Below are 24,174 nucleotides of genomic sequence, written 5' to 3'. Positions count from 1 at the left end.
GCACATAAATTGTTATTAAATAAGACTAAAAACAGGAGTTGATTATGAAGCCATTCATTTTGGCAGGTACATTGGGGTTATCATTATTATTGTCGGGCTGCGTTATATCTGTGGACGGTGATGGCCATGACGGTTATCAATCTGATTGGCAGAAGAAAGAAAGGAGCAACCGCAAAGAAGTGGCACGCCTTCAGCCGAACTTAAGTACGGGAGAGGTGATGGATCGCATGGGCGTTGCCGATTTTAGCGAATTCGTAAAGAAAGGTGATGATCAATATCACGTTTTATATTATCGCACACAGCGCAAAGAGGACGATGGTGTAACAACGAAAGACGAATGCACGCCTTTGGTGATAAAAAATGATCAGCTTGTGGGGTGGGGTGATTCTGCTTTAAATATGTTGAATCAGTAAAAATCAAACACATCATGCTCGCTAAGAGCATGATGTAAATTGTTGTACGAGCATGGCATCGATTATTCTGAGTGTGATTTAACGCAGTCGCGTGTTCAATTGATCAATTAATTCTGCCCACTCCGCATCTTCTAGCAATGCATTTCGAATAAACTCCGCTTGCGTTTTTGACCAAAACTCAGCGTCTTCTATGTGCACACCTTGGCGCAACCCTTTATGTTCCTCAATGAAAGCTTCAACATCACCTTCCTGTCCCCCTAAACCCAACTGCTCAAACAGGTCACCCATTGTCGTGTGATAATTTTCCATTGAATACTCCTGATATTTTAATGGTTTATGTTTGACTTAATTGTCGTTTTACAAAATATTAACATGTATTATGGAAATGTAATGAGAATTAAAACCTCCTAGGAGAGAGCAGCATGCCATTATCTCAAACCGTTGTCGCCCCAGATATGGATAACATCAAAGCGATATATTTAGCCGCGGAAGATTTAAAGATTGCCGCGTCAATTTTATATCAGGCATATCATGATGATCCTTTGTTTATGGATATATTCCAATACAACAAAGAAGGATACGAGTCTCGGTTGCGTTCAGCCATTCGAGAAGAGCTCAATGCTTTTTGGCAAGCTAGGCAACCTATGATAGGGCTATTTGACGGTACGCGTTTACTCGCCGTGGCCTGTTTAATTGGGCCGGATGCTGAGTTTGGGCCAAGCCGATTTTGGCACTGGCGCCTTAAAATGTTATTGACTGCTGGTTACTTTGGCACCAAGCAGATGGTAGATAAAGAGCAGAAGGTGCGAGAGCATATTCCGGCTCAGCGCTACCATATGTTGTCGTTTATCGGTGTACACCCGGATTACCAACATTATGGCCTAGGGCACATTTTGATGAGTGCTATTGATAGTGTGATGAAAGAAGATGCTGCCAGTGAAGGGATAGGCGTATACGTCACCTTACCTAAATGCTTATCATTTTTTGAAGATGGGCAATATAAAATGCTCGAAGCATTAGAAACAGGACATATCACAGGGCATTTAATGTTTTGTGAGCGCCAGTAATTGTCAATTTTTGTACTTTTTTTTACAAAATTGCCGAATAAAAATGGAACTTTTACAAACGAAGCCTAATTTAATTACCTGCCCCACCATTTAACGTTAGGACATAAACTCCACCCCTTGTAAGAGATTTCGTACAAGGGTGTAGGATAAAGTCATTTTAAACGCCAGTATTTCTCTCTGTTATATTCCCAACTTATTGAATTAAAATGAATTTAATCCAAAATTTAGACTTTAGGCTAAGAGGCATCACACAAGTGTCACGGATCTATGTCGAAAATGTTTTTGTTTGTTATATAGTTTGTTTCGTCACAGGGAAACACGACGAGTCAGGAAGACACAAGGATGACCTAGGACAAGCTCAGGACGAGCAATACAGTTTAGAGGATAAACTGTTATAAGGATTATCAGGAAAGGCTCAGTATGAGCACCCCATTTGGAAATGGTAATAAGGAAAAGGACACACTCAGGACGAGTGCCCATTCTGGATGAATAGAAAGGATGTCAAGGATACTTCAGGAGGAAGTCGCGCGACAGCGCTATGGACAAGGACCCGCTCAGGATGAGCGTTCATTCGGGATGAATGGAACAGGGATGAAATGGATGCTTCAGGACGAAGTTGCTCGACAGAGCTAAAAGGATATGGACTAACTCAGGATGAGTTGCTTATAGGGATGTAAGCGCATTGGACGCAAACAGGATCGCTGCCGGGAAGACAGCACTCACCTAGGAAAGTGATAAAAGGAAAAGGACACACTTGGGACAAGTGCCGCATTCAGGATGAATGACAGAAGGACAAGACAAGGATGGTGTGACGTAGTTGTTGCGAAGGAGCGCACAGAGGGACCTTCAATTTTTATGTAAAGGCGTGGCTTGAAATGATTCAGGCCGCGCCTTTGCAGTTTCTGGGCTCAATAAAGAAGCCGTGTATAACTCAGCTTACATTTACTTTTCCAAACGATCAATCTACTCGATACGCAGGAGTATCAACGTTTAAAATGTGCTTTCCGGCCATAGTAAGCGTGCCTTGATAACTGTTTTCACCATTACCTGAAAATTCAAATACGAAGCAACTTTGCCAATCGAGCTTTCCTCTGTAACTACCCAAGCGGGTTTTATGCCGTGCATTGCTGATTAGTTGCAAGCCATGCTTATCACAATACTGAGCGAGATATTGGTTAGCCTTTTCAGTAATGGCTCGCATGCGCCAAAACTGAAATACTACCAATAAGATCACCAGAAATAAGGTCAAATCAAACAAGTTCATTTTTGTTGTCCGCTGAATAAATGGCCGATCATTTGCGTTACTGCTGGGGTTTTATCTTGCCATCTGACGACACCGAGCATAGTAGGGCGAATACTTGGGATCTGCACTAAGTCACTGTATAAATCGGCGCACAGTTCGATATCAATGTCGGCAAGTTGACTAATATACTGGCGCAAGACTTTTTCGTTTTGTAAACAGCGCCAATGTCTTGCTGCAATCAACAACATGATCTCTGGCGCTTTACCGTGCTGCGAATCAAGTACGCGCTGGATAAAGGTGTTAACGACAGTATTAGCAACACTTTGGCTTAACGCGCGTAAGGTCCACTGGATCTGCAGAGGCTCATCAAAACGCTGGTGCGCATGGTCAATTAAACACTGGCTAGTGTCTTTATCTAAAGTGTAATTCTCAAGTGATGACATTAACGCTTGCTGCACTTGAGGGGCTACCTTAGTAATATTTTCAGTAATCAACAGCGCGCCTTCTTTACGGCGCACGCTCGCGGCAATATCGGCAATACCTTGCAATGCGACATTCTGCCAGTCGTGGGCTTGAGGCTCAGCGAAGTAACGCACAGCAGGTGAATAATACTCACTGGGCGGTAGCCGTAATACATTGCGGCTCATGCTATTAAAATCGGCCAGTTGCTGTTGGTTTGGAACGAACGTATACGGATTTTCTGGTAACCGCCCTTGGGCCGCTTTGTTGTGTTCTAACTGGGCGCCTAAAGCATCAGTGATTATTTGTAAAAAATGATTGCGCGTAGCACTGATAACTAAGCCTTTTTCATCCAAAGGAAGTTTTACAAACCAAATGTAATGTTCGCGACTCAATTGCCGACTATAAAAAATAATACCAAACCATGCGTGTTGCTGGCGAGGATAGGGGGCAGCTTCACTGGCGTTTTCTATGTCTAAAAAAGTCTGGCTATCAATACTGCGAATAGTCCGACCCATATCAAATACATGGTATTCAGTTTGAGCGTGAAGAAGAAATTCACTGATGGAGCTGATTTGATTCATGTTTACCTATAAACTGCCGCGCATTACGCGGAAACAACCTAATTTTGAGATGATTAAATATGAGCGGAAGCATGCCATGTAGCGGCTCAGAAGTCCAAGTAGAGAAGCTGTTATCGCAATTGGCCGTGGCACTAAAAACAGCTGAACAATGGTCTTCTTCCCCGCCATCACTTTGGGCAATGCAGAGTGAATTGCCTTTTGCTTGTGATCGTATGGGGTTTGCTCAGTGGCTGCAATTTATCTTTATTCCCAAGATGAATGAACTGCTACAAGAAGAAAAGCCACTGCCCACACGAATGGCACTTATGCCGATGGCACAAGAGTGGGCTAAAGAATACACGACAGGGCAGCCAACGCGGGAACCAGTACTTGACGTGTTAGCGCAAATTGACCTTCAATTTAGTGGAGTAGAATAATGACATTAACTATTTTGTATCAAGACGAATACTTAGTCGCTATTCACAAACCCGCTGGTTTATTAGTACACAGAAGCATGATTGACCGGCACGAAACCCAATTTGCGATGCAGATGCTCAGGGATCAAATCGGTCAGCATGTGTTTCCGGTTCACCGTTTAGATCGCCCAACCTCCGGAGTACTAGTGTTCGCTTTGTCTGCAGATATTGCGCGCCTGCTGGGGGAGCAATTTGCTGGTAATACAATTGCAAAAACGTACTTCGCCATTGTGCGTGGCCATGTAAAAGAAGCGGGTTTGATTGATTATGCCCTTAAAGAAAAGCTCGATAAAATAGCAGATAAGCGTGCTAAACAAGATAAAGACGCCCAAGAAGCACAAACAGAATACGTGCCGCTACAGCAATTCGAGTTGCCTTTTGCTGTCAGTCGTTATCCCTCGGCTCGATACACGCTCGTGCGGCTGCACCCAAAGACGGGTCGCAAACATCAATTGCGTAGGCACATGTGCCATATTAATCATCCCATCGTGGGTGATACCACTCATGGTGATGGAAAACACAATAAATTTATGCGTGACCAGTTTTCATTTAATGGTTTGGCATTGACCTGCCAACAAATGTGCATGACACATCCAGTAAGTAACGAAAAATTGGCGATAGTGAATGATTTCGATCAAAGGATGTCTACATTGATGGTGCAATGGGGCTGGGAATTACCATCGTTAGATAGGTTAGATCTGCTTTCAAATAGTCGGTAAACTAATTTTGTTTTAGCAAAGGAAGAGTAAAAAAATGAGTAAAGTAGGTATTTTCGTTGGTTCAGTTTACGGTAACGCTCAACATGTTGCAGAGCAAGTACAAGAGCTGCTCACCAGTAAACAAGTGGTTAGCGAAATATATGACGACCCAAGCATTGATGATTTTAAACGCTGTGATGGGTACATTTTTGTTTCTTCCACTACGGGGCAGGGGGATATTCCGCCGAATCTCGAGTTTTTTGTTGCAGATTTAAAGGACATGTTCCCTTTGATGGATCAGAAGCCGTTTGCTGTCATTGGCTTAGGTGATAGTAGTTACTGTGATTCGTACTGCGGGGCGGGCGAGCAAATACAAGCGCTATTACTTGAGTTACAAGGCAAGCCAGTTGCAGATATGCTTAAGATTGATGCTTGTGAAACTCTTGAGCCTGAAAAAGAAGCGTTGGCTTTTATAGAGCCATTGGCCGCTGAATTTGCGTAAAGTTGTGACGTAAGTTGCCCTAACTTAAGCCATTAAAAAGGCGAGATGTCATGTCGACACCTCGCCTTTTTTGTGTGAAATACGATACTGCGTTGACTTCACTAATGTGATTGTGCCAGGTCTTTAGGTGCTGGGCGCGTCTCAATATCGCTATTCGCCATAAAATAAGCAAGCAACGCATAAGCGGCCTGGTTTTGCGCTAATGCTTTTGGATCAACCTTGTCTAAGGTGTCATTCGCCGTGTGATGGTAGTCAAAATAATAGGTGCCATCTTGTAGCAAAGAAACCACGGGCACTCCGTGCTTGGGGAGCATTGACACATCAGGGCCGCCGCCAGCTTGGTTATGGCCTTGTTTAATGCCTATTTTGGCAAGGGCGGCAAATAAGGGGGTAGCCGCCTCAACAGCATCCGGCGTAAAAAGGGTATCCATTTGATAAATTTCCCCCGCACCAAAGTCAGACTCTGCTGCAACAATAATATTGCCTAATTCCTCTTTGTGCTTACGGGTATATTCCTGCGCGCCAGTTAAGCCGAATTCTTCAGACGCATAAAGTACTACCCTGATCGTCCGTTTGGGTTGACCAGTTAGGGTTTTAATCAAGGTAGCTGCGCCGGTAACAATTCCGACACCTGCGCCATCATCCAGCGCACCTGTGCCTTCGTCCCATGAATCTAAGTGAGCACCTATCAGCACAACCTCTTCAGGAGACTCTGTACCGGTAAACTCCCCAATAACATTATAAGACGTCTGCCAGCCGTGTTCTTTAGCACGCATGTCCACTGCTAATGTCACATCATTACCTGCGTCGATCATAGCTTGTAAGTTGTCAGCGTCAGCGTTTGATAACGCGCCTGCGGGTATTTTCTGTACATCGTCGGAATATTGCATAACACCGGTATGCGCAAAACGCGAATTATCGGTACCGACGGAGCGTATAAGGACCGCCTTGGCGCCTAGCTTTGCCGCTTCAATAGCACCTTGTGAGCGTCCAATAACGACAGGGCCGTAGCCTTTACCAGCGCGATCACGTTGCATGCGTTGATTAATGAAAACGATTTTTCCATCTACTTGCGCTGCGTCCGCTTGTTTTAATGAAGCCAAAGAGTCGAACATAGCCACTTGAGTGGTAAGGCCGCCTTCAGGAGTAGCCACTGAGCCACCTAATGCGGTGATAAATAGTTTCTGCTGATAAGGAGCGATGATTGTTGCATCTGCAATACCGCGAGACCAATTTCTTACGCGAACAGGCTCTTTGTAGACGTTATCAAATCCCAGTTCTTTAAATTTACTTTCCGCCCATTCAACCGCGCGCTTATCACCTTCACTGCCCGCTATTCGTGGTCCAACTTCTACTGTGAGTGATTTCACTATTTCGTAAGCGGTATCGCTATTCATCGCTTTCGAGCTTAGTTCAGCAAGTTGATTAGTCGCTGTGTCCGTCGGTTCAGTTGATGCACAAGCACTGAGCAGCAAGGTGCCGGTTAGTGCAAGCGAACGATACAGATGTATGCTTCTCATGTGATTTCCTTAAATGAATATCATTGTTTATTTATATCAATCCCAGCAAAAATAATTAACCACTGAGTAATTATTTACTGGAATAGTATTAGCTTAGATTAATTCAAGTTACTTTAATCTATTTCAAAAAGAAGAGGGGCAGTGAGAAACGTAAATTTTAAACACAAAAAAAGCGCCTAAGCGCTTTTTTGACAATAAAAATTCTGAACTGATATTAAGCTAATGCTTTAATCTGTGCAGACAAACGGCTCTTATGACGAGCAGCTTTGTTTTTATGGATAAGACCTTTAGTTGCCATGCGGTCAATCAAAGGTGTAGCAGCTGCAAATGCAGCTTGAGCAGATGCTTTGTCGCCAGAAGCGATTGCAGCAAGTACTTTCTTCAAAGATGTACGTGTCATCGAACGACGGCTAGCGTTGTGCTGGCGGCGTCTTTCTGATTGTAGTGCACGTTTCTTAGCAGACTTAATGTTAGCCAAGTGGAACTCCCAAAAAATTCTAGTCAAAATTCAAGGGTGCGGATTGTGCCTATCAGACCTGTGTTTGTCAAATGCTTTTGCGTATTTATTGTGCAAAACTGCAGTTAATTCTCAGGGTATCGTAATGCTGGATTTGAATCGTGTTCACAAGCAGCTAAATGGGCGATGTTAATAGGCATTCGCACCTGCCAGATAGTAGTTTACCTGAGTTCCGTGATTGAGCGAAGAGGCAATGCACTAAGAAGTTAAATTAACGCCACATTCTTCACCTTATTCCCGCTCACCTCATACTCGCTCACCCCATACCCGTTCGCCTTATCAAGGGCGGCCAACTCGGTTACACCGAGTGAGAGTGTGCTTATACATGTAGGTGATTGTTTTTCAGATGAATGCTTCTAACTAAATTACCCTTGGCGCATAATAGGCACTTTGTTTAAGCGCAGTGTTATTCGGGTTATCTAATTTTTAAAGGAAGTCGTGTGTCGAATCGTTTGTTGAAATCCGGATTGATTGTCAGTTGTATGACGTTTTTATCACGAGTCTTGGGTTTGGTCAGAGATGTTGTGGTGGCGAATTTAATGGGGGCTGGGGCGGCAGCTGATGTGTTTTTCTTTGCCAATAAAATTCCCAATTTTCTTCGTCGTTTATTTGCTGAGGGCGCATTTGCTCAAGCGTTTATCCCTGTGCTGACAGAAGTTAGCAATGAAAATGACAAAGATGCCATGAAGCAATTTATTGCCAAAGTGTCCGGTACGCTTGGGGTAATAGTGACCGTAGTAACGTTTCTCGGCGTCATCGGTTCTCCGGTGGTCACTGCGCTGTTTGGCGCAGGCTGGTTTATGGAGTATCTCAATGATGAGCCCCAAGGGGCGAAATTCGAGCTGGCAGCCTTGATGTTGAAGATCACGTTTCCTTATTTAATGTTTATTTCGTTAGCAGGCTTAACCGGCGCCATTTTAAATACCTTAAACCAATTTGCTGTGTCCGCATTCACCCCAGTGCTGTTAAATGTAGCGATTATAAGCTGTGCTATTTTTATGGCGGATACCTTTGAAGAGCCAGGTTTTGCATTAGCGTGGGGAGTATTTATTGGTGGCATAGTGCAATTCGCATTTCAGTTACCTTTCTTGTATCGAGCTGGATTACTGGTAAAACCGCAATGGGGATGGTCAGACCCACAAGTAACCAAAGTGCGTAAATTGATGATACCGGCCTTGTTCGGGGTATCGGTTGGCCAGCTTAATTTGTTGTTTGATACCTTTATCGCAAGCTTCTTAGTCACAGGCTCCATTAGTTGGCTTTACTACTCTGACCGCTTACTGGAATTTCCTTTAGGATTATTTGGTATTGCTATCGCTACTGTCATACTGCCGACCTTGTCGCGTAATCATGTGACAAACGATGCCAAGGCGTTTAGTGCCAACATCGACTGGGCGCTGCGGATGGTAAGTTTACTAGGAATTCCCGCTGCAGCTGGTTTAATGATCTTAGCGGAGCCTATGTTGATCGTATTGTTTAAACGCGGTGAATTTACTGCATTAGACGCCACTCTCGCCTCGTACAGCTTAATCGCCTATGCCACTGGATTACTTAGCTTTATGTTAATTAAGGTACTTGCTCCGGGATTTTTCTCTCGTCAAGATACTAAAACACCGGTGAAGTACGGTATTTGGTGCATGGCGTCGAATATGGTGTTTAACTTAATTTTCGCTATTCCATTCGGGTACCTCGGATTGGCGATAGCCACTAGTTTGTCAGCCACCATGAACGCGGGCTTGTTATACAGCAAGTTGCATCGTTTAGGGGTCTACAAACTCTCTGCGAGTACTCTGGTGTTCTTAACAAAAGTCTTAATTTCGACCTTAATCATGGCTGCTGGGCTTATCTATTACCGACCGACGATTGCTAATTGGCTGATGTGGGAGCCGATGATGCAAATGACACAATTGGCCGTCATGATAGCGGGAGCTGGGGCGGTGTTTTTGTTGAGTGGATTTGCCCTCGGGATACGCCCAAAACAGTTACTATCAAAAGCAATTCACGTTAATTGAACGAACTGCGCTATAACGGGCTGTATCTCTGCGCGTAGTTCGCTATAATCCGTCGCTTTGATTTTAGCCAAACAGTATTAAACATGAGATACATGCTCGGGCACCTTACGTGCTTGGGGTAGCTTAAAAGCTGATGCAGTGGCTTGGCTTGATGACGTACTTAATAGATGACGTACTTAATATAAGAGGAACGAAGTGGAATTAGTCCGCGGTTTACATAATCTTCGAGATAAACATCGAGGATGCGTACTGACAATTGGAAAGTTTGACGGCGTTCATCTGGGGCATCAAGCCGTGTTAAGTCAAGTCGTTGTGAAGGCAAGGGAACTGGGCTTGCCTGCTACCGTTATGGTGTTTGAACCTCAGCCTGAGGAATTATTTACACCGGATAACGCACCCGCGCGACTCAGTTTATTACGTGATAAATATGTACAACTTAAAGCACTAGGTGTAGACCGTTTACTGTGTTTGAAGTTTGATAAACGTTTTGCCTCTTTTACCGCAGAGCAGTTTGTTGAGCAGCTATTAGTTAAAGACTTAGGTGTGCAATTTTTAGTCGTGGGCGATGACTTTCGCTTTGGCAAAGGGCGAGTAGGTAATTTCGCTATGCTGCAAGTTGAAGGGCGAAAATGCGGTTTTAGTGTGGTGAGTACGCAAAGCTTTCGCTTAGAAGATTGCCGTATTAGCTCTACCGAAGTCCGCAATGCACTGAGTGAAAACAACTTTTCGCTTGCTGAAAAGATGCTTGGTAGACCGTTTACGATTTCGGGCAAGGTACTGCATGGTGATAAAAAAGGCCGCACGATTGGCTTTCCTACTGCCAACCTATTGCTGAAACGCTGTAATGCCCCCATTAATGGAGTGTTTGCGGTTCAAGTTGACATAGCAGGTAAGGTATATAGTGGCGTGGCGAACATTGGCACGCGCCCGACGGTAAATGGGCAACGTTCTCAGTTAGAAGTGCATATTTTTCATTTTACCGGCAACCTATATGGTCACTTTATTTCTGTGGCCATAAAAGCAAAATTACGCAACGAAATTAAGTTCGATTCGTTCGAACAGTTGCACCAACAAATACAACGTGACGCCGAGCAAGCAAAACAATTGCTTGGGGTTAACTGAAATTTAATGACGAACAACGACGATTTTGGATTTAGCAATCAATGAGTGACTACAAACATACTTTGAATTTGCCTGAGACTGAGTTCCCAATGCGTGGGAATCTTGCTCAGCGCGAGCCTAAAATGCTGCAAGACTGGACGAATAAAGCGCTGTATCACAAAATTCGCGCTGCTAAAAAAGGCAAAACGCCTTTTATCTTGCATGATGGCCCTCCGTACGCCAATGGTGATATTCACATTGGCCACGCAGTGAATAAAATTCTTAAAGATGTGATTGTTAAATCAAAAACCTTATCAGATTTTGATTCTCCTTACGTACCCGGTTGGGATTGCCACGGCTTGCCAATCGAACTCATGGTTGAGAAAAAAGTCGGAAAACCTGGTAAGAAAGTCACTGCAGCAGAGTTTAGACAAAAGTGCCGAGACTATGCCGAAAAGCAAATTAATGGGCAAAAAGCTGACTTTATTCGTTTAGGCGTGCTTGGCGAATGGGACAAGCCCTACAAAACAATGGACTTCAGCTCTGAAGCGAACATTATCCGCGAGTTGGGTAACGTTGTACGCTCTGGTCACCTTGAAAAGGGCTTTAAGCCTGTTCATTGGTGTACAGATTGTGGCTCTGCCTTGGCTGAAGCCGAAGTGGAATACCAAGACAAAGTGTCGCCGTCTATCGATGTGCGTTTCAATATCGCCGATGAAGCCAGTTTCACTAAACATTTTACCGCAATAGGTGAAGGTTTAGGTGAAGGCACAATTTCAGTGGTTATCTGGACCACCACGCCTTGGACGTTGCCTGCAAACCGCGCAGTTTCATTGCACCCAGAATTAGAATATAGCCTGGTTCAAGTACAATCAGAAAATGGTAACGAGCGCTTAGTTGTGGCAACAGATCTACTTGATGAGTGCGTTAAACGTTTTGGCTTTGAGAATACTCACGTGTTGGGGACTGCGTTAGGCCAAGCCCTTGAAAACATGCAGGTACAGCATCCGTTTTACGACTTCACTGTGCCACTTATTTTAGGTGAGCATGTAACGACAGATTCAGGTACTGGCTGCGTACATACTGCGCCAGGTCATGGTGTGGAAGATTTCAACGTCGGTCGCCAATATAACCTTGAAGTTGCTAACCCCGTCGGTGCTAACGGTGTTTATCTTGAAAACACACCGATATTTGCCGGAGAGCATGTCTTTAAGGCGAATGAACATGTGGTTGAAGTATTAGCAGAGCGCGGCGCGCTAGTGCATCACGTTAAATACACCCATAGTTACCCACATTGTTGGCGTCATAAAACGCCGTTAATTTTCCGTGCGACACCTCAGTGGTTTATTAGCATGGACAAGAATGGCCTACGTGCAGCGTCCATTAAAGAAATTCATAAAACTCAGTGGATCCCTGAGTGGGGCGAAAGCCGCATCGAAAGCATGGTAGCGGGTCGCCCAGATTGGTGTATATCACGTCAGCGTACGTGGGGCGTTCCTATCGCGTTATTCGTGCACAAAGACACAGGTGATTTGCACCCAAATACCGACGCCTTAATTGAACAAGTGGCTCAACGTGTTGAAAGCGAAGGCATACAAGCGTGGTGGGATATTGACCCCCAAGAAATGCTAGGGGATGATGCAGATACGTTCGTTAAGGTATTAGACACATTAGACGTTTGGTTTGATTCAGGTGTGAGCCACTACTTTGTGGTCGACAAGCGTGATGATATTCCTGCGTCAGCTGACTTGTACTTAGAGGGCTCTGACCAGCACAGAGGTTGGTTTATGTCATCACTGATGACCTCTGTTGCTACTAAAGGCCAGGCACCTTATAAGCAAGTGCTTACTCACGGTTTTACTGTTGATGGTAAAGGCAAAAAGATGTCAAAGTCTTTGGGTAACACGGTTGCTCCTCAACAAGTTACCAATAAACTGGGGGCAGATATACTGCGCTTGTGGGTGGCATCAACTGATTATCGCAGTGAAATCGCGGTGTCAGATGAAATCCTTAAACGTTCGGCTGATGCCTATCGCCGTATTCGTAATACCTCACGCTTCTTGCTTGCTAATTTAACCGGTTTTAACCCAAAAACTGATTTGGTTCCGTTTGAAGAAATGGTTGAATTGGACAAGTGGGCCGTAAGTCGTGCCCACACCATGCAACGCGAGATCGTAAAAGCCTATGAAGCTTATGACTTGCTGGTGGTAACACAGAAATTGATGCAGTTCTGTTCGATTGAAATGGGCAGTTTCTATCTGGATATCATCAAAGATCGTCAGTACACCGCGAAGAGTGACAGCCACGCACGTCGCTCATGCCAGTCAGCTTTGTATCATATAGTTGAGGCGCTTGTGCGCTGGATGGCACCGATCACTAGCTTTACTGCTCAGGAAATCTGGCAAGAAATGCCATGGCAAGAAGACGAATTCGTTTTCACCGGTACATGGTATAAAGGGTTGACTGCTCAAGCGGACAATACCGAATTTAACGATGCATTCTGGCAGCAGGTGTTAGCGGTTAAAGATGAAGTTAATCGTACAATTGAGCTGGCTCGTAAAGAAGGCACTATTGGTGGCTCTTTAGAAGCAGAGGTGAAAATTTACGCTACCGCAGAGCTTGCTGAGTTGCTTAGCAAATTACAAGATGAAGCGCGCTTTGTGTTTATTACCTCGTCTGCAACAGTGGAAGCGGTTGAGAGCAAGCCTGCTGATGCCACAGAAACCGAAGTGCCTGGATTGTGGTTACATATCAGCGCATCAGAAGGCAAAAAATGTGCTCGTTGCTGGCATCACCGTGAAGATGTGGGTACAAATGAGTCGCATCCTGAGTTGTGTCAGCGCTGTGTCACTAACGTTGATGGCGAAGGTGAAACGCGCGCCTATGCTTAATTTATTTAGACAAAGCGGTCTGCGCTTTTTGTGGTTAGCCGTGGTGGTGTTTGTCATCGATCAGGTTACTAAGCACTGGATCGTGGCGAATTTAGAGCCGTACCAAGCGATTCAGTACACCTCTTTTTTTAACTTAACTCACGTGTACAACTACGGGGCAGCATTTAGCTTTTTAAGTGATGCTGGTGGTTGGCAACGTTGGTTATTCACAGGTATTGCTATCGCCGTATGTGGTTTAGTCACCTGGTGGTTAAAAGAAACCACCCGCCAACAGGTTATGTTGCCTGTGGCGTTTTGTTTGATTATTGGTGGCGCGCTCGGCAATGTGTTTGACCGTTTATTACACGGTTTTGTTATCGATTTCTTAGTGCTTTATTACCAAGATTGGTATTGGCCTGCGTTTAACGTAGCTGATAGCGCAATCTGCTTAGGCGCGTTTTTACTAGTCATAGATATGTTTAAAAATAAGGACAATGTAAATGAGTGATTCATCTGTAGTCATAACAGACAACAGTGAAGTGGTATTGCACTTTGACTTGAAATTATCTGATGGCTCAGCGGCGGACAGCACCCGAGTCAATAATAAGCCTGCTAAGCTTGTTATTGGCGATGGTAATTTGACCCCAGGCTTCGAAGCCTGTCTTTTGGGATTAAGCGCAGGCGATAAAAAGTCATTTACCCTTGAGCCTCAAGACGCGTTCGGTTTTCCAAACCCAGACAATATCTACCATCTTGATCGCAACAAATTCAGTGGCGAAACGCCAGCAGAAGAAGGCATGATCATGACCTTTTCTCAACCTGATGGTAGTGAGCTACCTGGCATTGTGCGCTCAGTCGCGGGGGCGTCAGTCACGGTTGATTTTAATCATCCTTTGGCTGGGCAAACGATTACCTTTGATGTCGAAATTATCTCAGTAGCGTAACTTACACCACTGAGCTCAAAGCAAGAGTTAACACTAGGAAACATTATGCAAATTCATTTGGCTAACCCACGAGGCTTCTGCGCCGGTGTTGACCGAGCCATCACCATCGTTGAACGCGCGTTAGAAATTTTCTCACCGCCTATTTACGTGCGCCACGAAGTGGTACATAACAAATTCGTGGTGGATGGTCTTAAAGAGCGCGGGGCGGTCTTTGTTGATGAGCTGGTGGAAGTACCTGATGACAGCATAGTGATTTTCTCGGCCCACGGTGTGTCTCAAGCTGTACGCAACGAAGCGAGCTCTCGTGGCTTGAAGGTGTTTGATGCAACTTGTCCACTTGTCACTAAAGTGCATATGGAAGTGATGCGCGCTAGCTCAAAAGGCACAGAATGTGTACTTATTGGCCATCAGGGTCACCCCGAAGTGGAAGGCACCATGGGCCAGTACGACAATCAAGATGGCGGTATTTACTTGGTTGAGTCGGTTGATGACGTTGCCCGCCTCGAGGTGAAAAACCCATCCGCGTTGTACTACTGTAGTCAAACCACTTTATCTGTGGATGATACCGCTGACGTGATTGACGCGTTGCGCGCCAAGTTCCCAGCAATTGAAGGGCCACGTAAAGACGATATTTGTTACGCCACGCAAAATCGCCAAGATTCGGTACGAGAATTGTCAGCGGATTGCGATGTGTTGCTAGTGGTCGGCGCGCAAAATAGCTCTAACTCAAATCGCTTACGAGAGTTGGCTGAAAAGATTGGGGCAAAAGCGCATTTGATAGCAGATGCTAATTGTATTCAAAAAGAATGGTTAGCGAACGCTAAACATATTGGTGTGACCGCAGGTGCATCGGCTCCAGAAGTATTAGTACAAGGTGTGGTCGACAGGTTAAAAGAATGGGGTGCAAGCAGTGCTACTGAGCGTCCTGGTCGCCTCGAAAACATCGAGTTTGCAGTGCCCAAAGAGTTACGAGTAAAACAAGTAAGCTAGACGCGCTGGGTTTGGTCGTATCCAAGATGCCAGCACGTTAGAAAAACAAGTCGCTAAAAGAGCTTTTATTTCTCTCTAGCGACTTTTTTATATCTGCTGTCCCATCCCGAAATAAGTTAGTCATAAGCCTACACACCAATTATACCTATGGTCTAAAGTCGATAACTAACGTAGCGCGTTAGTGCGCTAAGCTTCAATATCACTATTACGCCTGTGGTTATCCGTTATTAAAGGTTCAAGTTTCATCGCCAAGCACACTCTGCACCCAGCTTCATTCCTCATTATGAAGGGGGTCGGTATGGTTGAAATCCTAGTGACGTTATTTATTCTAACGGTGGGGTTGTTAGGTGTGGCATCGTTACAGTTTGTAAGTGCTTTTTCTAACGCAGATGCACTTCATCGCAGCCAAGCCGTATTAGTTGCTCAGCAATTCAGCGAGCGTTTGCGCGCTGCTGCTGCCCCTTCTGGTGAAGGGCTGACGGTAGATAATCAATATTTCGTGAATAATGCCTATAATTTTGCCAGCCTGTCTTGCGATTCATCTGCTTTACCTTATGAGTGCTTTTGCTTGGCATTGCCAGCGAGTATTCCAAATTGCCTACAAAACCAATGTACAAGCCCGCAATTCGCCCAGTTTGATGCATACGAAATGTCCTGCGCGGTTACATCCGCTGCGCCAAGCTTATCGATTTCATTAACCTGTGATGACAACAATACATTAGATGCACATAGTTGCAGCGCGGGCTCCCGTCATCAGATTATGATCGCTTGGCCGGTAGAGAGCTGGCAAAACCAAGAGCGTATTTTAAACAGTGAGTGCAACCTCAATCGGAGTGATGCCCATGATTGTGTCACGCTGGATTTAACGCTGTGAGGACTAAAAGTGTGCCTCATGGTCAAATGCAAACGGGCTTTAGCCTAATAGAGTTAATGATTGCTTTAGCATTAGGCTTGATTATCTCTGGTGCCATTATTCAAGTCATGGTGAGTTCGCGGGTGACGCAAGGCGTGAATCAAGCCGTGACGTCAGTTCAAGAGAATGGCCGATTTGTGATTAGTCGTCTGCGCACAGAAATGCTCATGGCTGGGCGTTCAGATCTGCTCGCCTCAAGCCTTAACACAGCGGTAGATGTGATAGAAGAAGCTAGCTTTGTACAAAATCATCCCGTTATTTTGCCAGGCGATTTTGTTGCTATGCCTGCGCTTGGCGCAACCGATGGAAATGCAGGGGCAAATGATCAGGTGGTTATTGGTTTGCAAGGGAGTATTGACTGTCGTGGTAATCGTTTGGGCTATGCGGACGGGGAAGAATTCTTCGTAGTGAATCATTATTTTGTGCAGAACAATACGTTACGTTGCCGAGGCTTTGATGGGCGGGTGTTAAGGGCAATGCTGGCGAACAATGATGAAGTTGATAACAGCGCTGAAATCATTCTTGATGATGTGTTCAGCTTTCAAGCGCTTTATGGGATCACGAATGCTATTTTGTCAGGGGATAGCTCGGGGCGTCCTATACGTTATGTTACAGCGGGGGAGCTCCCATTAGTATTAGCGAGCGGCAGTCAGGTGGTGGCACTGCGCTTAGGCGTGCTTTTGCGGGGGGAGGGTGAAGTGAAGGTCAGCGCTCAAAAAGCGTTTAAATTACTCAATGAAGCGCCCACCACACAAAGTGGTACTGGTTTATTTAAACCCTTTGAAACCACGGTCACGCTGCGTAATGTCAAAAATTACATGCGCAGTAGAAAGCTATGAAACAGACACTTTGTAGTGGCAATTTGGCGCGAGGACATAAGCAGAAAGGCTTAGTAATGGTTTTCGCATTGCTGGTACTGGTGAGCTTAACCGTACTGGGAATTGCGTCTGTCTCGAGCGGGTTATTGCAAGATAAAATGGCGGTATCGCTACAAACGCAAACACTTGCGTTTGACGCCGCAGAGGCGGCGATTGCGGGTGTGGTGTTTGAATCCGAAGACAGCGCGGTTATCAGTGATGTGAACATGATAGACCCATTAACACAAGCACGACAAAACACGGCGCTGGACATACAGAATGAGGCACTTCGCTGCCAAGATCCTGACGCGTGGACTAACAGGCAGGTGACCAGTGCTGGGCTTTCTAAGGGAGCTTTGCATCAAGCACAGGGGCACTATGACACTAGCCCTGCTATTGACAGTTGGTCCCGTACGGCCTATGTGCGAGAGCAGGCTTGTTTGGGCTCGAGTAACGTTATCAGTGGCAGTCATATTACTTGTCATGTGTTTATTATTAAGGGGTGCGGCCAAATGCAAGGGAGTCGTTCGATTGTTGCCAATAGTTTAACAGCTGCTGTACTGGCGCCAGCGTCACAATGACCGGAGGTATGATGTCCCGTTTCAACATGCTAATACTATTATTGGGCTTGTTTCCATCGCTGGAAGCAGTAGCTGACGATCTGGAAATCTACTTTGGCGCGAGCACAGAGCAGGTCAAATACGACCCTAATGTGCTCTTTATCATGGATACTTCGGGCAGTATGACAGCCGATGACGACACCAATGAGTCGCGTATGCTCAGAGTACAAAACGCCCTTAAAGAGACCTTGCGTTCGGTGACCAACGTAAATGCCGGTTTAATGCGTTTTTCGGATTATGGCGGTCCCATACTTTACCCTGTGCGCCCCATAGATGACACGGTTTCACCGGAACTGATTGTGCCTATCGTTGTTGGGACTGACGATGCTACTGAGCGCAGCGGTGTGGTTAATCTTAACAATAGTAGTTTAACCCTATCTGCAGGAACCGACACTGTGTTTACGGGGCTTCGCTACCAGAGCTTGAACATTCCTCAAGGAGCAACCATCACAAGTGCGTACTTGCGCTTTACCTCCCGGGGTTTTGATGCTTCAGCAGCCCAAATTCAGATTAATGCGGAACTTACCCCCAATGCACTGACTTACACCAGTAACCAGCAAGACATCAGCCAACGCACGAAAACATCGAATTACGTGCTTTGGGAGCAAAATAACGATTGGCCCTCAGTTGGCGACACAGTTGCGAGCATTGATTTTAGTACAGTGGTACAAGAAGTTGTTGATCAAAGCGAGTGGTGTGGGGGCAATGATCTTAATATTATTCTGACGACCCAAGGCCTAAGTGCTGCCAGCAACCGGCTGGCTGAAAGCGTCGAACAAGGAGGAGGCCTCTCACCGCAACTGGTGGTGGTGTACGATGAAACTACCGCTACGGGGTGTGTTACTGGAGACTTGACGTATCAAATTGACAGTCAATCTAACAATGCTGAAGAGCGCGGCAATGGATATCAGTCAACGGGTAGCGAATTGACCTTCAATGCCAGCAGTAACGATTACATTGGTTTGCGCTTTCGTAATATCGCTTTACCTCAAGGTGCCGTGGTAAGCAATGCCTACCTTGAATTCACTGCTTATCAAAACAGCAGCAATAACAGCGCATCAATGACAATTCGAGCAGCGAATGAAGCGGATCCAAACAGCTTTAATAACTACCCCCGATATTTGTTGAGAAATAAAGCCAAAACCGCATCGGTCAACTGGAGTGGCATTGAGCGATGGTATCGAAATCGAGATTATCAGAGCCCGTCAGTTGCGAGTATTATTAATCAGTTGGTAGAGCGCAATGATTGGCAGTTGGGCAATGACATAATGTTTATCTTGTCTGACTTTAGCAATACGCGGGGGGCCTATACGTATGCAGAGCGCCCTTCGGGAGCCGCTAAATTAGTCATCGAATTTCAAGGTCAAGCGACACCGGGCCAAACCTCAACTGTGCGCGAGCACTTAGTCAGCAAAGTGGATGAGCTCAGTGCCAGTGGTTATACCCCAATCGTGGATACTCTATATGAAGGTGTGATGTATTACGGCGGGCTTGATGTGAACTATGGCCTGGCGCGGGGCAATAATAGTGTATCGAATACCGTTAGGCGTAACACGCGTGTCAGTCACCGACTTTCATATTCAGGACAAGATGCTACGCTCCCCCCAGGCTGCGAAGAAGACAATTTAAGTTCATCTAACTGCATCACTCAACAAATTCCTCAAGGGGCTCGCTATATTTCGCCCATTTCAGATCGCCAATGCCAAGTGAATAATCATATCGTTTTACTCTCGGACGGCGAAGCGAACAATAACCACAGTGTTGATGAGATTGAGAGCTTACTTAGCGCGTCGTGCACAGGCAGTGGCGGTGAAAAATGCGGCTTAAGTTTAGTTCGAAACGTAGCAGATTCTGAGGGATCCGTGATAGACAGCCGCATTATTACGCACACCATAGGTTTTGCAGCGAATACCGAAGCCAATAGTTTTTTGAATCAAATAGCCTTACAAGGGGGCGGAGGTTTTTATCAAGCGGATAACAGCCAAGAATTATTAGGTGCATTTCAATCGATTTTGAAAACCGTTAAAGATGTGAACGCGACATTTGTCTCCCCAGGGGTTGCGGTGAATCAATTAAATCGCTTAACCCATAAAGACGAGTTGTACTTTGCGTTGTTTAAACCGTCTGAGGGAAGCAACTGGCCTGGAAACCTGAAGAAATACAAAATCGATGGGGATACTATTTTAGATAAAAACGGTTTGCCTGCTGTGGATGACGGCAATGGCTTTTTCTCTGAGCAAGCCCATAGCTATTGGTCAGTGTTAACTGATGGTAATGATGTTCGCCAAGGCGGGGCGGCGAGTAAAATGAGTTTGGCGCGTAATCTATTTACGTTTTCAGCACCAGGGGCGTTCGCTACCACTGATAACCGTATGCATGAAAGTAACAGTAATATCACTGAGCAAGCCTTATCCATTGATATGCTTGATGATGCGAGCACCATACGTAGCAACTTACTGAAGTGGGTAAGAGGTGTTGACTTAAAAGATGACGATGGTGATGGTGATACATCTGACGTGCGCCTACAAATGGGAGATCCTATTCATTCTCAGCCTGTCATTGTCAATTATTCAGCTACCGACAGCGCTATTTTTGTCGCGACTAATCAGGGATTCTTGCATTCATTTGACGCCCAAACGGGTAGTGAAAATTTTGCTGTCATTCCTCAAGAGTTACTCGGCAATTTGTATGAATTTTACCGCGAAAACACCACGTCGAATCATATCTATGGTTTAGACGGCGATCTGGTATTACGTCATTTTGATGACAAGGTTTATCTTTATGTAGGCATGCGCCGTGGCGGTCGAAATTACTATACCTTTGATATTTCCAGTAAATCAAATCCTACCTTAGTGCATCAGATTATCGGGGGAAGCACGGGGTTTGAAAAGCTTGGGCAATCATGGTCAAGGCCAACCGTCACCAAAATCAAAGTGGGCGAAACTATACGCAATGTGCTTATTTTTGGTGGCGGTTATGACGCAGAGCAAGACAACAAAATAGCTCGCAGCGCTGACAATTTCGGTAACGCGGTGTTTATTGTAGATGCTGACAGCGGGGAGTTAATTTGGTCAGTCAGCAACAGCGCTGCGGACTTATTACTAAGCGACATGCAATACAGTATTCCTGCTCGTATATCGGTGATTGACCGGGACAATGATGGCTTAGCAGATCATATGTATGTGGCCGATTTAGGAGGACAACTGTTTCGCCTAGACATACATAATGGTTCGGGGCGTAGCGACTTAGTCAGCGGCGGTTTACTCGCTGATTTAGGGGGGGATTTGGCAGAAGACAATCGACGCTTTTACTATGCGCCTGATGTTGCTCAAATAAGTGCCGTTGATGAAAATTTTTATGCTGTGGCAATCGGTTCTGGTTATCGAGCACATCCATTGAATGCGCAGATTCAAGACAGTTTTTATATGTTAAAAGACTTTGGCATCTTCTCAACAGATGAACAGGGTCATTATGGCTTACCTGAAAATGCATTTACCCGTGATGACTTATATGATGCGACGGCCCATCTACTGACCTCATCAGATGAAACCGTGGTAGAGGAGCAAATTGCACTATTCGCCAGTAGGGCGGGTTGGCTGGTGGACCTTAGCACTGGAGGCGAGAAAGTATTAGCCTCGCCTTTAATATTAAATTATCAAGTGTTCTTCACTACCTATTTGCCTGCCACAGCAAACGACAGCCTATGCGCCCCTCCTAGTGGTAACAGCCGCGCATATTTAGTGGAATTAATTAACGGTAATGCGGTGGTGGATCTGAACAATGATAATCAAACGACCCATCAAGATCGATTTGCCGATCTCAAGCAAACGGGTATCGCACCAGACACCAAAATCCTTATTGAGGATATTTTACAGCCTGTCGTGTGTTTAGGAACTGAGTGTGCGTCAGCGGTGATTGAAGTAGATGAGCAAGGTGATGAAGTCGTCTGTACTTCGGCCTTTGGCTGTTTAGCACAAAACATTTATGGTCGCTTCGAGCGGATCCAAAAGAGCAGTTGGAAAACGGAAATTGAAAGACAAGAAGATGAATAAAAGGCGTATGAACACCCCCTCGAGAATGGCGGCTAATGGCGGCTTCTCTTTGATGGAGTTGATGATCGCTGTTGCTATTGTGGGGATCGTTAGTACGGTTGCCTATCCAAGTTATCAAAGCTACATGGTAGACAGCAAACGCAATGTCGCCCAAGCTGACCTAATGACGTTTGCGGCGCAAATGGAGCGTCATAAGTTAGCTAACTTTAGTTATGCAGGTGCGGCAAATGAGGGAGCAGATACAGGAGAACCAGCTATTTTCGCCCATCATTCACCCGCCAGTGAATCAGCGGATAATAAAGCGTACAACTTGACGATTGATAGCCTGTCGGGTGGTGGTTCTGCCTATCGAATTAAGGCGCAGCCTTTGGTCGCTAGCCAAGGCGCACTTTACTATTATAGTGACGGGCGTAAAGCGTGGGATCAAAATGCAGACGGAGCCATTTCTGCTTCTGAGTTCTGTTGGCGATGCTAATTGAGTTTGGCACTCAATAGCAGTTTAAGAACAGCTTAAAGTCTCTCCGTTTCTGCCCTCATAAACCCCGTTGTTGTCACTGTCTCGACTAGTTTTTACTCTACCTTGTAAACTGATGAACAATGCCCGGTGAGATGACGTTTCTTCGCCGCAAAATAGGATGTCTGCATTATTATTAGCTCCGCCGTTTATAGTAAAAACAACGGGGTTTTGAGGGCCTTGAACAGCAATGTTGTTCCTCTCGATACTTAAGGATGCAAGCAATGATTCGTTTGCGTTGCGTTCACCATCCCCGTTGGTATCAACAAAGACCATTTTGGCTAGCGCCCAATTATTAGAACAAGTTGCGTAATCTGATGTAGCACAAAAGGTTGTTTCAATTTGATTATCTATCGAGTGGCCTCTGGCATACTGGGCTAAAGCACTGATTTTATTCATCTGCGCTGCAATTGTGTTGTGGGAAATGGTCGCCTGTAAGCTAGGTGCTACGCTCGCGGCGAGAATAATGGCAATACTGACGCTTATCATCAATTCGATAAGCGTCACACCGCGTTGCGCTGCGGGGTTTTCATTTTGGTAACGATAGACTTTTCTCATGCTCAAAGTGTAACGTTAATACTGGCAAGGTAACGTATGAGCCAAGTGGCTATGGTATTAAAAGCGTAGTGATGATTAAGCTTTTAATATCAGAATTATCGGGGCCAGCAATTTGCCGGAGACTGTGTCATAGATTGATTGATAGTTAGAGTTGTACAGCCAGTATCTGCCAGTTGCGTTGACAACGCTTCGGCTTGCAATGTAAAACGAGTTGCAGATATGTTCGAAACACTAAATTCATATAAGTCATTTGTCGGTACCGCTAAGGCGACCTCGTCAGCATACGTGGTGTGGGAAATCCGGTAACGCTCTTGTTGTAAATGCCATTTCAATAAGGCGTTTTGCGCATCAACACGACGAGTCTGTACAATGTGATTTTGATAACTGGGCAGGGCGACCATGGCGAGTATCCCGATGATGGTCACCACAATCATCAGTTCAATCAAACTAAATCCAATATAGCGGTTATACGCGAGGTGTTGATACACAATTCATCCTTGTATTTTATCTCTTCAAGATAGGCTTTACCTTCGGCCTAAAATTTTTCTCGATCTAGTCTATATTTATATGCTCAATTATTATTTTTCGCCACGCAAAATGCAGTCAAAGCTTTGTGTACTCGGGTTTGTTGCCCTCTGATTGATTACACTGCTCCTCGCTTAAGTTCGCGCGTTACTTTCATGTTGTAGCCCCATTTTCGGATCACGCATACTGATGAACATGTGCAAAGGAATGTCTCTATTAGAACTTATGTTGGTGATATCTATTACCATGATATTAATGACGCTAGGCGTCCCCTCATTATTAGATTCAAAACAGCAGCTACATATTAAGCAAGCGGCACAAGAGAGCTATTTCTTTATGCAACACGCTCGCGCAAGTGCTATCGCATCTGGGCAGAATATATTCGTTACTATTCAAGACGGCCAAGCGTGGTGCCTAGGTATGAACCTATCCGAAGTATGTAATTGTCGAATCGAAGACAGTTGCTCAGTGTTGGGAGTGCAGTCGCGCATTCAACATAGTGATTTTTCCTCTGTACAACTGACGCAATTGCGCTTTGGCCAGAATGATAGTGCGGTATTTGACGGTGCAAGAGGCATGGCCATGGGGGATTCAGGCTCGTTGATTTTTGGTGATACGACGGATGAACTCAAACTTATTGTAAGTAATATGGGGCGGGTTCGTCTGTGCGTGAACGAAGGTGATATTGTGGCATACAGACAATGTTGAATTCGCGATTTCTTAGCAAAGGCAGTTCATTGATAGAGCTGATGATTGCCAT

General features: G+C 45.2%; 24 protein-coding genes. 17 read left to right on the top strand and 7 right to left on the bottom strand.

Features of this window, described 5'->3' with window-relative positions; genetic code table 11:
- The first annotated feature begins 44 nt into the window (after positions 1 to 44).
- Positions 45 to 413 carry a DUF3192 domain-containing protein gene (locus tag AC0VYA_RS16170; RefSeq protein WP_473475343.1) on the top strand — a complete coding sequence of 123 codons (369 nt, stop codon included), beginning with the start codon at positions 45 to 47 and terminating at the stop codon, positions 411 to 413.
- Positions 414 to 491: 78 nt separating this feature from the next.
- Here the strand turns inward: AC0VYA_RS16170 and AC0VYA_RS16165 are convergent, their stop codons facing one another.
- Positions 492 to 722 carry a DUF2789 family protein gene (locus AC0VYA_RS16165; protein ID WP_006993174.1) on the bottom strand — a complete coding sequence of 77 codons (231 nt, stop codon included), beginning with the start codon at positions 720 to 722 and terminating at the stop codon, positions 492 to 494.
- Positions 723 to 835: 113 nt separating this feature from the next.
- Between AC0VYA_RS16165 and AC0VYA_RS16160 the strand changes: the two genes are divergently transcribed.
- The gene (locus tag AC0VYA_RS16160) at positions 836 to 1,480 is read left to right on the top strand and encodes a GNAT family N-acetyltransferase (protein WP_475488923.1); all 645 of its coding nucleotides are present in this window, start codon (positions 836 to 838) and stop codon (positions 1,478 to 1,480) included.
- A gap of 958 nt (positions 1,481 to 2,438) precedes the next feature.
- Here AC0VYA_RS16160 and AC0VYA_RS16155 read toward each other — a convergent pair.
- Together AC0VYA_RS16155 and AC0VYA_RS16150 are read right to left on the bottom strand one after the other, a co-directional pair.
- Positions 2,439 to 2,744 carry a DUF3301 domain-containing protein gene (locus tag AC0VYA_RS16155; protein ID WP_011575923.1) on the bottom strand — a complete coding sequence of 102 codons (306 nt, stop codon included), beginning with the start codon at positions 2,742 to 2,744 and terminating at the stop codon, positions 2,439 to 2,441.
- The gene (locus tag AC0VYA_RS16150) at positions 2,741 to 3,766 is read right to left on the bottom strand and encodes a DUF3549 family protein (protein WP_475488922.1); all 1,026 of its coding nucleotides are present in this window, start codon (positions 3,764 to 3,766) and stop codon (positions 2,741 to 2,743) included. Before AC0VYA_RS16150 ends, AC0VYA_RS16155 begins: the two co-directional genes overlap by 4 nt.
- Before the next feature lie 59 nt (positions 3,767 to 3,825).
- Between AC0VYA_RS16150 and AC0VYA_RS16145 the strand changes: the two genes are divergently transcribed.
- Genes AC0VYA_RS16145 through AC0VYA_RS16135 form a run of 3 tightly spaced genes read left to right on the top strand, consistent with a single transcriptional unit; the run spans position 3,826 to position 5,421 of the window.
- Positions 3,826 to 4,182, top strand: a complete 357-nt coding sequence (locus AC0VYA_RS16145) for a YqcC family protein (protein ID WP_475488921.1) — start codon at positions 3,826 to 3,828, stop codon at positions 4,180 to 4,182.
- On the top strand, positions 4,182 to 4,940 hold the full coding sequence (gene truC / locus AC0VYA_RS16140; RefSeq protein ID WP_475488920.1) for a tRNA pseudouridine(65) synthase TruC: 759 nt from the start codon (positions 4,182 to 4,184) through the stop codon (positions 4,938 to 4,940). Before AC0VYA_RS16145 ends, truC begins: the two co-directional genes overlap by 1 nt.
- Before the next feature lie 34 nt (positions 4,941 to 4,974).
- Positions 4,975 to 5,421 carry a flavodoxin domain-containing protein gene (locus tag AC0VYA_RS16135; protein ID WP_006993168.1) on the top strand — a complete coding sequence of 149 codons (447 nt, stop codon included), beginning with the start codon at positions 4,975 to 4,977 and terminating at the stop codon, positions 5,419 to 5,421.
- A gap of 101 nt (positions 5,422 to 5,522) precedes the next feature.
- Here the strand turns inward: AC0VYA_RS16135 and AC0VYA_RS16130 are convergent, their stop codons facing one another.
- Positions 5,523 to 6,941, bottom strand: a complete 1,419-nt coding sequence (locus tag AC0VYA_RS16130) for a M28 family peptidase (protein ID WP_475488919.1) — start codon at positions 6,939 to 6,941, stop codon at positions 5,523 to 5,525.
- Positions 6,942 to 7,155: 214 nt separating this feature from the next.
- Positions 7,156 to 7,419 (bottom strand): 30S ribosomal protein S20, encoded by a 264-nt coding sequence (rpsT, locus tag AC0VYA_RS16125; protein WP_006993166.1) that lies wholly within the window; start codon positions 7,417 to 7,419, stop codon positions 7,156 to 7,158.
- A gap of 479 nt (positions 7,420 to 7,898) precedes the next feature.
- Between rpsT and murJ the strand changes: the two genes are divergently transcribed.
- The 11 genes from murJ (at position 7,899) to AC0VYA_RS16070 (ending at position 22,292) form a co-directional block, all read left to right on the top strand.
- Positions 7,899 to 9,470 carry a murein biosynthesis integral membrane protein MurJ gene (gene murJ / locus AC0VYA_RS16120; protein ID WP_475488918.1) on the top strand — a complete coding sequence of 524 codons (1,572 nt, stop codon included), beginning with the start codon at positions 7,899 to 7,901 and terminating at the stop codon, positions 9,468 to 9,470.
- A 195-nt stretch (positions 9,471 to 9,665) separates the two neighbouring features.
- The gene (gene ribF / locus AC0VYA_RS16115) at positions 9,666 to 10,592 is read left to right on the top strand and encodes a bifunctional riboflavin kinase/FAD synthetase (protein ID WP_039987407.1); all 927 of its coding nucleotides are present in this window, start codon (positions 9,666 to 9,668) and stop codon (positions 10,590 to 10,592) included.
- Between the two features lie 41 nt (positions 10,593 to 10,633).
- The gene (gene ileS, locus AC0VYA_RS16110; protein ID WP_475488917.1) at positions 10,634 to 13,462 is read left to right on the top strand and encodes an isoleucine--tRNA ligase; all 2,829 of its coding nucleotides are present in this window, start codon (positions 10,634 to 10,636) and stop codon (positions 13,460 to 13,462) included.
- Entirely contained in the window at positions 13,455 to 13,949 is a 495-nt protein-coding gene (lspA, locus tag AC0VYA_RS16105; RefSeq protein ID WP_006993162.1) for a signal peptidase II, read from the top strand. The genes ileS and lspA overlap by 8 nt, the downstream gene beginning before the upstream one ends.
- Complete coding sequence (gene fkpB / locus AC0VYA_RS16100; protein ID WP_006993161.1) at positions 13,942 to 14,385, top strand: FKBP-type peptidyl-prolyl cis-trans isomerase; 444 nt, start codon at positions 13,942 to 13,944, stop codon at positions 14,383 to 14,385. Before lspA ends, fkpB begins: the two co-directional genes overlap by 8 nt.
- Before the next feature lie 45 nt (positions 14,386 to 14,430).
- Positions 14,431 to 15,375, top strand: coding sequence for a 4-hydroxy-3-methylbut-2-enyl diphosphate reductase (ispH, locus tag AC0VYA_RS16095; protein WP_475488916.1), 945 nt, complete (start codon positions 14,431 to 14,433; stop codon positions 15,373 to 15,375).
- A gap of 298 nt (positions 15,376 to 15,673) precedes the next feature.
- Positions 15,674 to 16,249, top strand: a complete 576-nt coding sequence (locus AC0VYA_RS16090) for a pilus assembly protein PilV (protein WP_475488915.1) — start codon at positions 15,674 to 15,676, stop codon at positions 16,247 to 16,249.
- 26 nt (positions 16,250 to 16,275) lie between these two features.
- Positions 16,276 to 17,127: a PilW family protein gene (locus AC0VYA_RS16085; protein ID WP_475491082.1), complete on the top strand. Its 852-nt coding sequence runs from the start codon at positions 16,276 to 16,278 to the stop codon at positions 17,125 to 17,127.
- Positions 17,124 to 17,726 (top strand): PilX N-terminal domain-containing pilus assembly protein, encoded by a 603-nt coding sequence (locus AC0VYA_RS16080; RefSeq protein WP_475488914.1) that lies wholly within the window; start codon positions 17,124 to 17,126, stop codon positions 17,724 to 17,726. The genes AC0VYA_RS16085 and AC0VYA_RS16080 overlap by 4 nt, the downstream gene beginning before the upstream one ends.
- Before the next feature lie 11 nt (positions 17,727 to 17,737).
- The gene (locus AC0VYA_RS16075) at positions 17,738 to 21,817 is read left to right on the top strand and encodes a PilC/PilY family type IV pilus protein (protein ID WP_475491081.1); all 4,080 of its coding nucleotides are present in this window, start codon (positions 17,738 to 17,740) and stop codon (positions 21,815 to 21,817) included.
- A 61-nt stretch (positions 21,818 to 21,878) separates the two neighbouring features.
- Positions 21,879 to 22,292 carry a type IV pilin protein gene (locus AC0VYA_RS16070; protein ID WP_049765965.1) on the top strand — a complete coding sequence of 138 codons (414 nt, stop codon included), beginning with the start codon at positions 21,879 to 21,881 and terminating at the stop codon, positions 22,290 to 22,292.
- A gap of 24 nt (positions 22,293 to 22,316) precedes the next feature.
- On the opposite strand, the gene AC0VYA_RS16065 is transcribed toward AC0VYA_RS16070, so the two are convergent.
- The gene (locus AC0VYA_RS16065; RefSeq protein WP_475491080.1) at positions 22,317 to 22,889 is read right to left on the bottom strand and encodes a GspH/FimT family pseudopilin; all 573 of its coding nucleotides are present in this window, start codon (positions 22,887 to 22,889) and stop codon (positions 22,317 to 22,319) included.
- 95 nt (positions 22,890 to 22,984) lie between these two features.
- The gene (locus AC0VYA_RS16060) at positions 22,985 to 23,377 is read right to left on the bottom strand and encodes a type IV pilin protein (RefSeq protein WP_475488913.1); all 393 of its coding nucleotides are present in this window, start codon (positions 23,375 to 23,377) and stop codon (positions 22,985 to 22,987) included.
- A gap of 244 nt (positions 23,378 to 23,621) precedes the next feature.
- Here AC0VYA_RS16060 and AC0VYA_RS16055 point away from each other — a divergent pair, with 244 nt between their 5' ends.
- On the top strand, positions 23,622 to 24,122 hold the full coding sequence (locus AC0VYA_RS16055) for a GspH/FimT family pseudopilin (RefSeq protein ID WP_232283239.1): 501 nt from the start codon (positions 23,622 to 23,624) through the stop codon (positions 24,120 to 24,122).
- Positions 24,123 to 24,174 lie beyond the last annotated feature (52 nt).

Source organism: Paraglaciecola sp. QJM3NY_14, from assembly GCF_056173245.1.
This window is presented reverse-complemented; position numbering and strand designations above follow the sequence as displayed.